This window comes from Sphingomonas sp. (assembly GCF_036402235.1).
In the GTDB taxonomy this organism is placed as follows: domain Bacteria; phylum Pseudomonadota; class Alphaproteobacteria; order Sphingomonadales; family Sphingomonadaceae; genus Sphingomonas.
Genome location: NZ_DASWTG010000054.1, coordinates 153,261 through 167,556, shown reverse-complemented (window position 1 = coordinate 167,556; position 14,296 = coordinate 153,261). Strand labels below are relative to the sequence as shown.

Below are 14,296 nucleotides of genomic sequence, written 5' to 3'. Positions count from 1 at the left end.
ACCCGCATCGCCACCGCGCACGAGATGATCGCGCGCTACAATGCGCAGGATGCCGACGGCTATGTCACGCTGATGACCGAGGATGCCTGCGAGGCGGGCTATCGCGGCGCCGTGCTGCGCGAGGGCAGGGAAGGCGTCCGCTCGGGCCTCAAAGCGATGTTCGCACAATTCCCGCAGAACCGCGCCGACATCCTCGCCAGCTACGAGCTGGGCGAAACGGTGCTGCTCCACGAAACGGTCTCGCGCGCGCCCGATGGCGAGCAGTTCGAGGTCATGTCCATCTACACCTTCAGCGGCGACAAGGTGAGCCGCGTGGAGTTCATCCGCTAATGGCCGACGCAAACGCAATCGAAGACACGCCGGAAATCCGCGCACGCTGGGGCGGGTTCGCCTGGACGGCCGAGAACGCCGAGAAGGCGAAGACCATCCGCGCGCGCTATCCCGCCGGACGGCAGCAGAGCTGCACCATCCCCTATCTCGACCTCGCCCAGCGTCAGGTCGGTGCGGAGACCGATACCCAGGGCTGGCTGCCGATCCCGGTGATCGAGTTCGTCGCGCGTGAGCTCGACCTCGCGGTGATCCGCGTGCTCGAGGTCGCGACCTTCTACACCATGTTCAACCTGCATCCGGTGGGCAAATACCATGTCCAGGTGTGCGGCACGACGCCGTGCTGGCTGCGCGGGTCGGACGACGTCTTCGCCGCGTGCAAGAATCGCGGCATGCAGAAGGGCAAGACCACGCCCGACGGCCTGTTCACGCTGACCGAGGTCGAGTGCATGGGCAATTGCGCGTCGGCGCCGATGGTGCAGATCAACGACGACAATTACGAGGATCTCGACTACGACCGCACCGTCGCGATCCTCGACGCGCTGGCCAGCGGGCAACAGCCCAGGGCGGGCACGCAGGAGCCGGGTCGCCACACCGTCGAGCCGCTCGGCGGGCCGACCAGCCTCAAGGCCATGGTCGATGCCAACCACGACTACCGGGGGGAATGGTGATGCCGGAACCCGTCAAGAAGAGCCTGCCGCTCATCGCCATCATCTTCCTGATGCTGGCGGTCCTCAAGTTCCTGCAGGGCGGCAACTGGATCGTCTGGCTGATCCTCGCCGTCCTGTTCGGCGCGCTTCGCCTCCTTCCGTCGAGCAAGGCTGGCGCCTCTGGTCCGGAGCATAAGGCATGAACAAGAACACGCTCATCACGATCCTCGCGATCATCGGCGGCATCGTCGTTCTCGGCTGGGTGCTCAAGCTCGCCGTCAAGCTCTTCGTGCCGCTGTTGCTGATCGGCATCGGCGTGGCCGTGTATCTCGCGGTCAAGGACAACAAGCGCATCGGGGGGCCTCGCTAAGTGCTCGCTGACAAGGATCGCATCTTCACCAACCTCTACGGCTATCAGCCGTGGACCCTCGATGCTGCCGTCAAGCGCGGCGCGTGGGACAATACGAAGAAGCTACTCGAACTTGGTCCCGATACGATCATCGAGAAGATCAAGGCGTCGGGCCTGCGCGGTCGGGGCGGCGCGGGCTTCCCCACCGGCATGAAGTGGTCCTTCATGCCCAAGAACCCGACGCCCGAGCGTCCCAGCTTCCTCGTCATCAACGCCGACGAGTCCGAGCCGGGCTCGTGCAAGGATCGTGAGATCATCCGCCACGACCCGCATTTGCTGCTCGAAGGCGCGCTGGTCGCGGGCTTCGCGATGCGCGCGCGGGCGGCGTACATCTACATCCGCGGGGAATATATCCGCGAGGCCGAAACGCTGTTCAAGGCGATCGAGGAGGCCTACGCCAAGGGCCTGCTCGGCAAGAACGCCTGCGGCTCGGGCTACGACTTCGACGTCTTCTGCCACCGCGGCGCGGGCGCCTACATCTGCGGCGAAGAGACCGCGATGATCGAGAGCCTGGAGGGCAAGAAGGGTCAGCCGCGCTTGAAGCCCCCGTTCCCGGCAGGCGCGGGCCTCTATGGCTGCCCGACCACGGTGAACAATGTCGAGAGCATCGCGGTCGCCCCGACGATCCTGCGCCGTTCGCCCGAATGGTTCGCCAGCTTCGGCAACGAGAATAACCGTGGCACCAAGCTGTTCCAGATCAGCGGCCATGTCGAAAAGCCGTGCGTGGTCGAGGAAGCGATGAGCATTCCCTTCCGCGAGCTGATCGAGAAGCATTGCGGCGGCATCCGCGGCGGCTGGGACAATCTCCTCGCGGTGATCCCCGGCGGCTCCTCGGTCCCGCTCGTCCCGGCCGCGCAGATCATGGACGCGCCGATGGACTTTGACGGCCTGCGCGCGCTCGGCTCGGGCCTCGGCACCGCGGCGATCATCGTCATGGACAAGTCCACCGACATCGTGAAGGCGATCAGCCGCATCTCCTACTTCTACAAGCATGAGAGCTGCGGCCAGTGCACCCCGTGCCGTGAGGGCACCGGCTGGATGTGGCGCGTGATGGAGCGGCTGCGCACCGGCGACGCCGACATCAGCGAGATCGACACGCTGTTCAACGTCACCAAGCAGGTCGAAGGCCACACCATCTGCGCGCTGGGCGACGCGGCGGCATGGCCGATCCAGGGCCTGATCCGCCACTTCCGGCCCGAGATCGAGCGCCGCATCATCGAAAAGCAGGGCGGCGGTCTGTCGCCGATGCAAGAGGCAGCAGAGTAATGCCCAAGGTTACCGTAGACGGGATCGAGGTCGAAGTTCCGCAGGGCGCCACCGTGCTCCAGGCGTGCGAGGCCGCCGGCAAGGAAATCCCGCGTTTCTGCTATCACGAGCGCCTGAGCATCGCCGGCAATTGCCGCATGTGCCTGGTCGAGGTGAAGCCGGGGCCGCCCAAGCCGCAGGCGTCGTGCGCGCTTCCCGCCGCCGACAACCAGGAAATCCGCACCGACAGCGCGATGGTCAAGGCCGCGCGCGAGGGCGTGATGGAGTTCCTGCTGATCAACCACCCGCTCGATTGCCCGATCTGCGATCAGGGCGGCGAGTGCGACCTGCAGGACCAGTCGATCGCCTATGGGCGCGGCCATTCGCGCTACACCGAGAACAAGCGCGCGGTGACCGAGAAATATATGGGTCCCATCGTCAAGACGGTGATGACCCGTTGCATCCAGTGCACGCGCTGCGTGCGCTTCGCCGAGGAAGTCGCGGGGGTCGAGGAGATCGGCGCGCTCTATCGCGGCGAGAATATGCAGATCACCTCTTATCTGGAGAAGGCGGTCACCTCGGAGCTGTCGGGCAACGTCGTCGACCTCTGCCCGGTGGGTGCGCTGACGTCGAAGCCCTATGCGTTCGAAGCCCGGCCGTGGGAGCTCAAGAAGACCTTCGCGATCGACGTGATGGATGCCGTCGGCACCAACATCCGCATCGACAGCCGCGGCCGCGGCGTGCTGCGCGCGCTGCCGCGGATCAACGAGGACGTGAACGAGGAATGGGCGCACGACAAGACGCGCCATCACGTTGATGGCTTGAGCTTCCGCCGCCTCGACAAGCCCTATGTCCGCCGCGACGGCAAGCTGGTCGAGGCGAGCTGGGACGAGGCGTTCGAGGCAATCGCCGTCGCCGCCAAGGGGGCGGGGGACAAGGTCGCCGCGATCCATGGCGACCTGCTCGATTGCGAGACGATCTTCGCCGCCAAGGCGCTGGTCAAGTCGTTCGGCTCGGATCTGCTCGAAGGCCGCCAGACCGGCATGGCCTATGACGCGACCAGCATGGCCGCGGTCAACTTCAACACCACCATCGCGGGTGTCGAGGATGCCGACGTCGTCCTGCTCGTCGGCACCAATCTGCGCTGGGAAGCGCCGCTGGTGAACACCCGCGTGCGCAAGGCGATCAAGAAGGGCGCCAAGGTCTTCGCGATCGGCCCCGAAACCGACCTCACCTACAAGGTCGAATGGCTCGGCAACGATCTCGGCCTGCTCGGCAAGCTACCCAAGGCCGCGGCCGATGCGTTCAAGGACGCGACGCGCCCGATGGTCATCGTCGGCGGCGCGGCGCTCAAGAACGGTCATGGCGCGGCGCTCGCGCTCGCCAAGAAGCTGAACCTCGTCCGTGAGGGCTGGAACGGCTTCAACGTGCTGCACATGGCGGCGAGCCGGATGGGCGGGCTGATGCTCGGCTTCGCGATGAAGGGCGGCATCGCCGACATCGTCGCCGCGCAGCCCAAGCTGACCTTCTTCCTCGGCGCCGACGAGGTGGATTTCTCCAAGTTCGCCAACAGCTTCAATGTCTATATCGGCCATCATGGCGACAAGGGCGCCCATGCGGCGGACGTGATCCTGCCCGGCGCCAGCTATGCCGAGAAGCCCGGTACCTACGTCAACCTCGAAGGGCGCGTGCAGCGCGGCGACAAGGCCGTGTTCGCGCCCGGCGATGCACGTGAGGACTGGACGATCCTGCGCGCCCTCTCGGAGAAGCTCGGCAAGACGCTGCCGTTCGACAGCTTCGAACAGCTCCGCGCCCAGATGTTCGCCGACACCCCGGCGCTGGCGCAGGAAGGCCTTGCGTCGTTCGAGTGGAACCCCCCGGCGCTCGACGCCAAAGGCGAAGGCGAGGTCGCTTACCCGATCGCCGACTTCTACCTCACCAACGCCATCTGCCGCGCCTCGCCGACGATGCAGCGTTGCTCGGCCGAGCTGATCCACGGCCAGGACTTCGCGGAGGCGGCAGAATGATGCGCCGCCAATTCGTCACCCCAGCGAAAGCTGGGGTCTCGTGCCGCAAGGGCGCGCTCAATCCTCTTGAGACCCCAGCTTTCGCTGGGGTGACGGGTATGTTCCCATGACCGCTGCTTTCCAATCCTGGTTCGGCATGCCCTATGAATGGGCGTGGTTCACCGCCACCATCATCGGCATCCTTGTCATCGCCCTCCCGCTGATGCTCGCGGTGGCGATGATCATCTATGCCGACCGCAAGATCTGGGCGGCGATGGCGCTGCGTCGCGGCCCCAACGTGGTCGGCCCGCTCGGCCTGCTCCAGTCCTTCGCGGATGGCCTCAAGGTCTTCCTTCAGGAAACCATCATCCCGTCGAGCGCCAACAAGGGCCTGTTCCTGCTCGCGCCGATCATCACCTTCACCGTCGCGCTGATCGTGTGGGCGGTGGTGCCGTTCCAGGCGGGCGTGGTGCTGTCGAACATCAACATCGGCCTGCTCTACATCCTCGCCGCCTCGTCGCTGGGCGTGTACGGCATCATCCTCGCCGGCTGGGCGTCGAACTCGAAATACCCGTTCTACTCGGCGATCCGCGCCGCGGCGCAGATGGTGAGTTACGAGGTCTCGATCGGCTTCGTGCTGATCGCGATGGTGCTGTGGGCCGGCTCGTTCAACCTGTCGGAGATCGTCAACGCGCAGCAGGGCCACGTCCTCGGCTTCCTCAACGGCTTCGGCTTCAACCCGCTGCTGTTCCCGATGTCGATCGTGTTCTTCATCTCGGCGCTGGCCGAGACCGGCCGCGCGCCGTTCGACCTGACCGAGGCGGAATCGGAGCTCGTCGCGGGCTATCAGACCGAATATTCGTCGATGGCCTTCGCGCTCTACTGGCTCGGTGAATACGCCAACGTCATCCTGATGTGCACGCTCAACGCGGTGCTGTTCTGGGGCGGCTATCTTCCGCCGATGAACATCGATCTGATCCCGTGGTTCGATATTCCGGGCATCATCTGGCTGTTCATCAAGATCCTGGTCTTCTTCTTCATGTTCAGCTGGGTGAAGGCCACCGTCCCACGCTTCCGCTACGACCAGCTGATGCGGCTGGGCTGGAAGATCTTCCTGCCGCTGTCGCTGATCTTCGTGTTCCTCGTTTCCGGGTATCTCATGTTGACCCGTGTCGGAGTTGCCGCATGAGCGTCGCCCAACTCGTCCGTTCGTTCACCCTGTGGGAGTTCGTGAAGGCGCATGCCCTCACCTTGAAATATTTCTTCAAGCCCAAGGCGACGATCAACTACCCGTACGAGAAGAACCCGATCTCGCCCCGCTTCCGCGGCGAGCATGCGCTGCGCCGTTATCCGAATGGCGAGGAGCGCTGCATCGCGTGCAAACTGTGCGAGGCGATCTGCCCGGCGCTCGCCATCACGATCGAGGCCGAGCCGCGCGAGGACGGTAGCCGCCGCACCACGCGCTACGACATCGACATGACCAAGTGCATCTATTGCGGCCTGTGCCAGGAAGCCTGCCCGGTCGATGCGATCGTCGAGGGGCCGAATTTCGAGTTCGCGACCGAAACCCGCGAGGAGCTGATCTACCACAAGGACAAGCTGCTCGCGAACGGCGACCGCTGGGAGCGCGCGATCGCCGCGAACCTTGCCGCCGATGCACCGTACCGGTAAGCGCGCCATGACTTTTGGAATCACCTCCGTTCGCCCTGAGCTTGTCGAAGGGCTGTTCTTTTCTCCAGGAAGAAGGGCAGGGCTTCGACAGGCTCAGCCCGAACGGGGTTTGGGGGCTCAGTTTCTGCCATGATCCAGGCAATCGCCTTTTATCTGTTCGCCGCGGTGGTGATCCTCGCCGCTGCGATGACGATCACCGCGCGCAACCCGGTCCATTCGGTGTTGTGGCTGATCCTCGCCTTCTTCAACGCGGCGGGGCTGATGGTCATCGCAGGCGCCGAGTTCATCGCGATGCTGCTCGTCATCGTCTATGTCGGCGCGGTCGCGGTGCTGTTCCTGTTCGTCGTGATGATGCTCGACATCGACTTCGCCGAGCTGCGCGCCGGCTTCGTCCGCTACGCCATGTTCGGCCTGGCGCTTGCGGTCGTGCTGGCGGCTGAGGTCATCATCGGCGTCGGGGCGTGGAGCGCCGGTGGCGTCGATCTCGCCAACCGCGTTGCGCCCGTCGATGCCGGCACTGCGTTGGGCCAGGTCCCCAACATCAAGGCGATGGGGATGGTCCTCTACACCCGCTATCTCTACATTTTCGAGGCCGCCGGCTTCGTCCTGCTCGTTGCGATGATCGGTGCGATCGTCCTCACCCACCGCCAGCGCGGCGGGGTGATGAAGCAGAATGTCTGGCGTCAGGTCAGCCGCCGTTCGGAGGACGCCATCCGCAAGGTCAATCAGCCAGTCGGGCAGGGGGTGGAGCTGTGATCGGCCTGACCCACTATCTCGTCGTCAGCGCCGTCCTGTTCACGATGGGCGTGCTCGGCATCTTCATGAACCGCAAGAACCTCATCGTCATCCTGATGGCGATCGAGCTGATCCTGCTGTCGGTGAACCTGAACCTGGTGGCGTTCAGCGCGGCGCTGGGCGACTTGGTCGGCCAGATCTTCGCGATGTTCGTGCTGACCGTCGCCGCGGGTGAGGCCGCGATCGGGCTCGCCATCCTCGTCATCTACTTCCGCGGCCGCGGCACGATCTCGGTCGACGACGTCAATCGGATGAAGGGCTGATGCGCGTGAAGAAGCTCGTCATGCCAGCGAAAGCTGGCATCTCCCTCCTCCAGCGCGCCCTCCTGTGGCGTGAGACCCCAGCTTTCGCTGGGGTGACGGGACCGTTCTGATGTCGTCCATCCATTTCATCGTTTTCCTGCCGCTGCTGGCAGCGATCGTCGGCGGTTTCAGCAACCGCGCGTTCGGCACGCTCTTCCCGAAGATCGTCACCACCGGCGGCCTGTTCGTCGCCGCGCTGCTGAGCTGGCATATCTTCCTCGGCTTCTTGCTCTATCCGGTCCCGGCCGATGCGCTCGGGTACAACGCCTACGCGATTCCGGGTGGAGGACTGCTCGTCCCGGTCTTCACCTGGATCAAGTCGGGCGGTTTGGACGTATCCTGGGCACTGCGCGTCGACAGCCTCACCGCGGTAATGCTGGTGGTGGTGACGAGCGTCTCGGCGCTGGTCCACCTCTACAGCTGGTCGTACATGGAAGAGGATCCGGATCAGCCGCGCTTCTTCGCCTACCTCTCGCTGTTCACCTTCGCGATGCTGATGCTCGTGACCGCGGACAACCTGCTGCAGATGTTCTTCGGCTGGGAAGGCGTCGGCCTGGCGAGCTATCTGCTGATCGGCTTCTGGTTCAAGAAGCCCTCGGCCAACGCTGCCGCGATCAAGGCGTTCGTGGTCAACCGCGTCGGCGATCTCAGCTTCATGCTCGGCATCTTCGGCGTGTTCCTGGTGTTCGGCACGATCTCGATCCCCGAGATCCTCGCCGCCGCGCCGAGCCATGCCGGCAGCACGATCGGCTTTCTCGGCTACCGCTTCGACACGCTGACCGTGCTCTGCCTGCTGCTGTTCGTCGGCGCGATGGGCAAGTCGGCACAGCTCGGCCTCCACACCTGGTTGCCCGACGCGATGGAAGGCCCGACCCCGGTGTCGGCGCTGATCCACGCCGCGACGATGGTCACCGCGGGCGTGTTCATGGTCTGCCGCCTGTCGCCTTTGTTCGAGCAGTCGCCGGTGGCGCTGGGCTTCGTCACCTTCATCGGGGCCGCGACCTGCCTGTTCGCCGCAACGGTGGGCACCACCCAGACCGACATCAAGCGCGTCATCGCCTATTCGACCTGTTCGCAGCTCGGCTACATGTTCTTCGCCGCCGGCGTCGGCATGTACGGCGCGGCGATGTTCCACCTGTTCACCCACGCCTTCTTCAAGGCGCTGCTGTTCCTGGGTGCCGGTTCGGTGATCCACGCGATGCACCACGAGCAGGACATGCGCTATTATGGCGGCCTGCGTAAGCACATCCCGGTCACCTTCTGGACGATGATGGCGGGCACGCTCGCGATCACCGGCGTCGGCATCTACTGGCTCCATGCCGGTTTTGCCGGCTTCCATTCGAAGGATGCGATCCTCGAGGCAGCCTATGCATCGGGCGGGGCGGGGCAGGGCGCCTTCTGGGTCGGCGTGTTCGCCGCGCTGCTCACCAGCTTCTACAGCTGGCGCCTGATGTTCCTGACCTTCTGGGGCAAGCCGCGCTGGACCCAGTCGGAGCATATCCAGCACGCGCTGCATCACCCGCACGAGCATGACGAGCCGAGCCATGAGGATGGCCATGCCGATCATCACGCCCATGGCGACGGAACCGGCGGCTACCATCCGCACGAAAGCCCGCTGCCGATGATGATACCGCTGCTGCTGCTCAGCCTCGGCGCGGTGTTCGCGGGCTTCGCCTTCAACAAATTCTTCATCCAGCCCGAGGCGGGTGCGATCTTCTGGAAGGGCGCCGTCGCGTTCGACGAGCATCTCGCGCACGCGATGCACGAAGTGCCGCTGTGGGTGAAGCTGTCGGCGAGCATCGTGATGCTGCTCGGCCTGTTCGGCGCATGGGTGGCGTACATCAAGTCGCCCAGCATCCCGGCGCGTTTCACCGCGACCTTCGGGCTTCTCTACAAGTTCCTGCTCAACAAATGGTATTTCGACGAGCTCTACAACGTGCTCTTCGTGAAGCCTGCTTTCTGGTTCGGCCGCCTCTTCTGGAAGAAGGGGGACGAGGGCACGATCGACCGTTTCGGACCGAACGGTTCGGCCGCGGTGGTCAAGCTCGGCAGCGTGCTGACCGGCAAGCTCCAGTCGGGATATGTCTATAGCTATGCGTTCGTCATGCTGATCGGCCTGACCTTCGCCGTTTCCTGGGTGTTCACGCGATGAGCGGCATTCTTTCCCTCATGCTCATCGTGCCGCTCGCCGCGGCGCTGGTCTGCCTGTTCGTCAACGCGAACCAGGCGCGCTGGATCGCGCTCGGCGCGACGCTGATCGACCTTGCGCTCGGCGGCGTGCTGTGGGCCAATTTCGAGGTCGGCGGCGCGCAGTGGCAGTTCGTCGAGAGCGTGCCGCTGTTCGGGCGCTTCGCCTGGGCGCTCGGCATCGACGGTTTCGCGCTGCTGCTGATCCTGCTCTCGGTCTTCCTCATGCCGATCTGCATCGGCGCGAGCTGGGAAGCGATCACCGATCGCGTCCAGGAGTATATGGCCGCGTTCCTGATCACCGAAGTGCTGATGATCGGCACCTTTGCGGCGCAGGACATCTTCCTGTTCTACGTGTTCTTCGAGGCCGGCCTGATCCCGATGTTCCTGATCATCGGCATCTGGGGCGGGGCGAACCGCATCTACGCGTCGTATAAGTTCTTCCTCTACACGCTGCTCGGCTCGGTGCTGATGCTGATCGCGATGATGTACATGACCATCACCGCGGGCACGACCTACATCCCCGACCTGATGGCGTACGACTTCCCGCCGCATGCCCAGACATGGCTGTGGCTCGCCTTCTTCGCCTCGTTCGCGGTCAAGATGCCGATGTGGCCGGTCCACACCTGGCTGCCCGACGCGCACGTTCAGGCGCCGACCGCGGGCTCGGTGATTCTGGCGGGCGTGCTGCTGAAGCTCGGCGGCTACGGCTTCCTGCGCTTCAGCCTGCCGATGTTCCCGGAGGCTTCGGCGCAGCTCATCTGGCTGGTGTTCGGCCTGTCGTGCGTCGCGGTCGTGGTCACCTCGCTGATCGCGCTCGTTCAGAACGACATGAAGAAGCTGATCGCCTACAGCTCCGTGGCGCACATGGCGATCGTCACGATCGGTCTGTTCACCTTCAACCGCCAGGGCATCGAAGGCGCGATGATGGTGATGCTGGGCCATGGCCTGGTGTCGGGCGCGCTCTTCCTGTGCGTCGGCGTGATCTATGACCGCCTGCACACGCGTGAGATCGACCGCTATGGCGGCCTTGCGGTCAACATGCCCAAATATGCCGTGCTGTTCATGCTGTTCACCATGGCCTCGGTCGGCCTGCCGGGCACCAGCAACTTCGTCGGCGAGCTGCTGGCGCTGATGGGCGCCTATCAGGTCTCGACCCTCGCCACGCTGATCGCCACCACCGGCATCATCCTCGGCGCCGCCTATATGCTCTACCTCTACCGTCGCGTCGTATTCGGCGATCTGGTGAAGGACGACGTCAAGGCGATGCCGGACCTCAACAGGCGCGAGCTGGCGCTGCTCGCCCCGCTCGCCGCGGTGGTGCTGTGGATGGGCGTCTATCCGGAAAGCTTCCTCGCCCCGATGCGCAACGATGTCGCGACGCTGCTCGCGCGCATCGACCGCGCCAAGCCGGCGGGCGACAGCCAGCCGACGCCGGGCAACCCCGTCGCGCCCGCTGCGCACGCGGGTGAACACAAATCCGCCGAACACGGAGCGGCACACTGATGGATTACGCCGCACAACTCTCGATGGTCCTGCCCGAAGTGGTCCTCTCGGTGGGTGGGCTCGCGCTGCTGATGGTCGCCGCATGGGGCGGTCAGGCCGTCTCGCGCGCGGTGAGCTGGGTCGCGGTCCTCGTGCTGGTCGGCGCGGGCATCGCGCTGACCGGCCCGGCATCGGCCGGCGGCGCCGCGTTCGACCAGCTCTACCGTGCCGACCTGTTCGGCGCCTATGCCAAGGTGCTGATCTTCGCTGCGGCGGCGGTGTCGATCATCATCGCCCCGCGCTTCTTCGCGCGCACCAGTGGCGAGGACCTGCGCCCCGAATATCCCATCCTGATCCTGTTCGCGACCGCGGGCATGGGCATGATGGTCTCGGCCAACGACATGCTGACGCTGTATGTCGGGCTCGAGCTCAACAGCCTCGCATCCTACGTCCTCGCCAGCTTCATGCGGCGCGACGTGCGTTCGGCGGAATCGGGCCTCAAATACTTCATCCTCGGCTCGCTCGCCTCGGGCATCCTGCTCTACGGCATCTCGCTGATCTACGGCTTCAGCGGCACCACGATCTTCGGCGACATCGCCACCGCATATGCCGGTGCCGAGGGCTCGGCCAAGATCGGCCTGCTGTTCGGCCTTGTCTTCATGTTCGCCGGCCTCGCCTTCAAGATGGCGGCGGTCCCGTTCCACATGTGGACCCCGGACGTGTATGAGGGCGCGCCGACCCCGGTGACCACCTTCTTCGCCTCCGCGCCCAAGGTCGCCGCGGTCGCGCTCGCCGTGCGCGTCGCGATCGAGGCGATGGGGCCGGTCACCAGCGACTGGCGCCAGATCGTCGTCGTCGCCGCGCTCGCCTCGATCGTGCTCGGCGCGGTCGCCGCGATCGGCCAGACCAACATCAAGCGCCTGCTCGCTTACTCCTCGATCAACAATGTCGGCTTCGCGCTGATCGGTCTTGCCGCGGGCACTGCCGAGGGCGTGGCGGGCGTGCTGACCTATCTCACCATCTATATTGTGATGACGTTGGGCAGCTTCCTTGTCGTGCTGCAGATGCGCGATCCCGAAGGCCGGCCGATCGAGACCATCGCCAGCCTCTCGGGCCTGTCGCGCACCCGCCCGGCGCTGGCGGCGGCGCTCGCGATCTTCATGTTCAGCCTCGCGGGCATCCCGCCGCTGTTCGGCTTCTGGGCCAAGTTCGCGGTGTTCTGGGCCGCCGTGGAAGCGGGCCTCTTCCCGCTCGCGGCGATCGGCATCGCCGCCTCGGTGATCGGCGCATACTACTATCTCAAGATCGTCAAGACGATGTACTTCGATGAACCCGCGCCCGAGTTCGGTCGTGACAGCAATCCGGTCGAGGGCGGGCTGATCGCCGCCGCCGCTCTGTTCGTCTCGCCGCTCGGCTATCTGCTGATCCCGGCGCTCAGCGCCTGGTCGCTCGCCGCCGCGCGGTCGCTGTTCTGATCGTCAGAGCGCAGCGATGTTTAATCCTCCCCCTGGCGGGGGGAGGTGTCAGCCGCGGGCTGACGGAGGGGGAGGATGCCAGAACGCTTGTTGGGGAATCCTCCCCCTCCGTCACGCTTCGCGTGCCACCTCCCCCTGGCGGGGGAGGATTTTCGCTGAATGTCGTTTCATCCTGACATCCGCGCGGTCGCCGAGACCGGCTCGACCAATGCCGACATGCTCGCGCTCGCTTCGGCGGGTGCGGCTGAGGGCAGTTGGCTCCGTGCCGAGCGCCAGACCGGCGGCAAGGGGCGGCAAGGCCGGGCATGGGACTCGCCCCCCGGCAATCTCTACGCCAGCACGCTCGTCCGCCTGCGCCCCGCCGATCCGCCCGCCGCGACGCTCGCGCTGGTCGCCGCGGTCGCGCTGGAGGAGGCCGTCCGCGTCTTCCTGCCTTCCGGCGCGACGATCAAATGGCCGAACGACCTGCTGATCTCCGGCTCCAAGCTCTCGGGCATCCTGCTCGAGCGGGCTGGGGATGCGATCGTCATCGGCACCGGCGTCAACCTCGCCCATCATCCCGGCCTGCCCGATCGCCCGACCACCAGCCTCGCCGCACACGGCGCCCCCGTCGGACCCGCCACCTTCCTCGGCGCCCTCGCCGATACCTTCGCCCGATGGCTCGCGCGCTGGCGCCAGGAAGGCCTCGATCCCGTCCGCCAGCGCTGGCTCGATCGCGCGCACGCCCCCGGCACCGCGCTCACCGCGCGCCTGCCCGATGGCGAGGCGGTCGACGGGCTGTTCGACGGCCTCACAGGCGACGGCGCGCTCATCCTGCGCTTGGCGAGCCGCGCCCGCCGTGTCATTCACGCCGGCGACGTGTTCCTGATCTGAGAGAGGCTCCGCAATGCTGCTCGCCATCGACGCCGGCAACACCAATGTCGTCTTCGCGCTGCTCGATGGCCGCGAGATCAAGGCGCGGTGGCGCATCGCCACCGATCCGCGCCGCACCGGCGACGAATATGCCGTATGGCTGAGCCAATTGCTCGCGCTCGAGGGCTTCGACCGCAGCGACGTCACCGGCGTGATCGTCGGCACCGTCGTCCCGCGCGCGCTGCACAACCTCCAGGTGCTGGCGAGCAAATATTTCAAGACCGAAGCGGTGATCGCGGGCAAGGACGGCTGGCCGATCCGGCTTGATGTCGAGGAACCGCAGAATATGGGCGCCGACCGCGCGCTCAACATCATCGCCGCGCACGACAAGCACCCCGGCGACCTGATCGTGATCGATTTCGGCACCGCGACGACCTTCGAGGTCGCGGATTACGAGGGCGCGTACAAGGGCGGGATCATCGCGCCGGGCATCAACCTCTCGCTCGACGCGCTGGTCAACGCCGCCGCCAAGCTTCCCCGCGTCGCGATCGAGGCGCCGCAATCGACCAGCGTGATCGGCCTCAACACGCCGGACCAGATGCATATCGGCATCTATTGGGGCTATATCGCGATGATCGAGGGGCTGGTCGCCCGGATGAAGGCCGAGATCGGCCGCCCGGTAAAGGTCATCGCCACGGGCGGGCTTTCGGTGCTGTTCGAGAAGCACACCAGCGTTTTCGACGTGATCGAGCCCGATCTGACCATTCAGGGCCTCGCGATCCTGTGGGAGCGGACGCGGGCAACCAGCGTTTGATCCACGGGCCGATCATCCCTAACCCCGTTCGGGCTGAGCTTGTCGAAGCCTTGCATTTCTTTCGCGGAAGAACTGCCC

General features: G+C 65.5%; 15 protein-coding genes. All 15 read left to right on the top strand.

The features are described 5' to 3' along the window. Positions 1-24 precede the first annotated feature (24 nt). The 15 genes from VGD28_RS11485 (at position 25) to VGD28_RS11415 (ending at position 14,218) form a co-directional block, all read left to right on the top strand. Entirely contained in the window at positions 25-330 is a 306-nt protein-coding gene (locus tag VGD28_RS11485; protein ID WP_331028615.1) for a nuclear transport factor 2 family protein, read from the top strand. Next, the gene (locus tag VGD28_RS11480) at positions 330-998 is read left to right on the top strand and encodes an NAD(P)H-dependent oxidoreductase subunit E (protein WP_331028478.1); all 669 of its coding nucleotides are present in this window, start codon (positions 330-332) and stop codon (positions 996-998) included. The genes VGD28_RS11485 and VGD28_RS11480 overlap by 1 nt, the downstream gene beginning before the upstream one ends. Next, positions 998-1,180, top strand: coding sequence for a hypothetical protein (locus tag VGD28_RS11475; protein WP_331028477.1), 183 nt, complete (start codon positions 998-1,000; stop codon positions 1,178-1,180). Before VGD28_RS11480 ends, VGD28_RS11475 begins: the two co-directional genes overlap by 1 nt. After that, a complete protein-coding gene (locus VGD28_RS11470; RefSeq protein WP_265116789.1) occupies positions 1,177-1,347 on the top strand; it encodes a hypothetical protein in 171 nt (56 codons plus the stop codon). Before VGD28_RS11475 ends, VGD28_RS11470 begins: the two co-directional genes overlap by 4 nt. Continuing rightward, a complete protein-coding gene (gene nuoF / locus VGD28_RS11465) occupies positions 1,348-2,652 on the top strand; it encodes an NADH-quinone oxidoreductase subunit NuoF (RefSeq protein WP_331028476.1) in 1,305 nt (434 codons plus the stop codon). Continuing rightward, positions 2,652-4,658, top strand: coding sequence for an NADH-quinone oxidoreductase subunit NuoG (nuoG, locus tag VGD28_RS11460; protein ID WP_331028475.1), 2,007 nt, complete (start codon positions 2,652-2,654; stop codon positions 4,656-4,658). Before nuoF ends, nuoG begins: the two co-directional genes overlap by 1 nt. 106 nt (positions 4,659-4,764) lie before the next feature. Then, positions 4,765-5,826, top strand: a complete 1,062-nt coding sequence (nuoH, locus tag VGD28_RS11455) for an NADH-quinone oxidoreductase subunit NuoH (protein ID WP_331028474.1) — start codon at positions 4,765-4,767, stop codon at positions 5,824-5,826. Beyond that, positions 5,823-6,308, top strand: a complete 486-nt coding sequence (nuoI, locus tag VGD28_RS11450; RefSeq protein ID WP_331028473.1) for an NADH-quinone oxidoreductase subunit NuoI — start codon at positions 5,823-5,825, stop codon at positions 6,306-6,308. The genes nuoH and nuoI overlap by 4 nt, the downstream gene beginning before the upstream one ends. A gap of 129 nt (positions 6,309-6,437) precedes the next feature. Beyond that, positions 6,438-7,064: an NADH-quinone oxidoreductase subunit J gene (locus VGD28_RS11445; protein ID WP_331028472.1), complete on the top strand. Its 627-nt coding sequence runs from the start codon at positions 6,438-6,440 to the stop codon at positions 7,062-7,064. Further along, complete coding sequence (nuoK, locus tag VGD28_RS11440) at positions 7,061-7,366, top strand: NADH-quinone oxidoreductase subunit NuoK (RefSeq protein ID WP_331028471.1); 306 nt, start codon at positions 7,061-7,063, stop codon at positions 7,364-7,366. Before VGD28_RS11445 ends, nuoK begins: the two co-directional genes overlap by 4 nt. 109 nt (positions 7,367-7,475) lie before the next feature. Next, positions 7,476-9,557, top strand: a complete 2,082-nt coding sequence (nuoL, locus tag VGD28_RS11435; RefSeq protein WP_331028470.1) for an NADH-quinone oxidoreductase subunit L — start codon at positions 7,476-7,478, stop codon at positions 9,555-9,557. After that, positions 9,554-11,098 (top strand): NADH-quinone oxidoreductase subunit M, encoded by a 1,545-nt coding sequence (locus VGD28_RS11430; protein ID WP_331028469.1) that lies wholly within the window; start codon positions 9,554-9,556, stop codon positions 11,096-11,098. The genes nuoL and VGD28_RS11430 overlap by 4 nt, the downstream gene beginning before the upstream one ends. Beyond that, positions 11,098-12,552, top strand: a complete 1,455-nt coding sequence (nuoN, locus tag VGD28_RS11425) for an NADH-quinone oxidoreductase subunit NuoN (protein WP_331028468.1) — start codon at positions 11,098-11,100, stop codon at positions 12,550-12,552. Before VGD28_RS11430 ends, nuoN begins: the two co-directional genes overlap by 1 nt. A gap of 159 nt (positions 12,553-12,711) precedes the next feature. After that, the gene (locus tag VGD28_RS11420) at positions 12,712-13,425 is read left to right on the top strand and encodes a biotin--[acetyl-CoA-carboxylase] ligase (RefSeq protein ID WP_331028467.1); all 714 of its coding nucleotides are present in this window, start codon (positions 12,712-12,714) and stop codon (positions 13,423-13,425) included. 13 nt (positions 13,426-13,438) lie between these two features. After that, positions 13,439-14,218 carry a type III pantothenate kinase gene (locus VGD28_RS11415; RefSeq protein ID WP_331028466.1) on the top strand — a complete coding sequence of 260 codons (780 nt, stop codon included), beginning with the start codon at positions 13,439-13,441 and terminating at the stop codon, positions 14,216-14,218. Positions 14,219-14,296 lie beyond the last annotated feature (78 nt).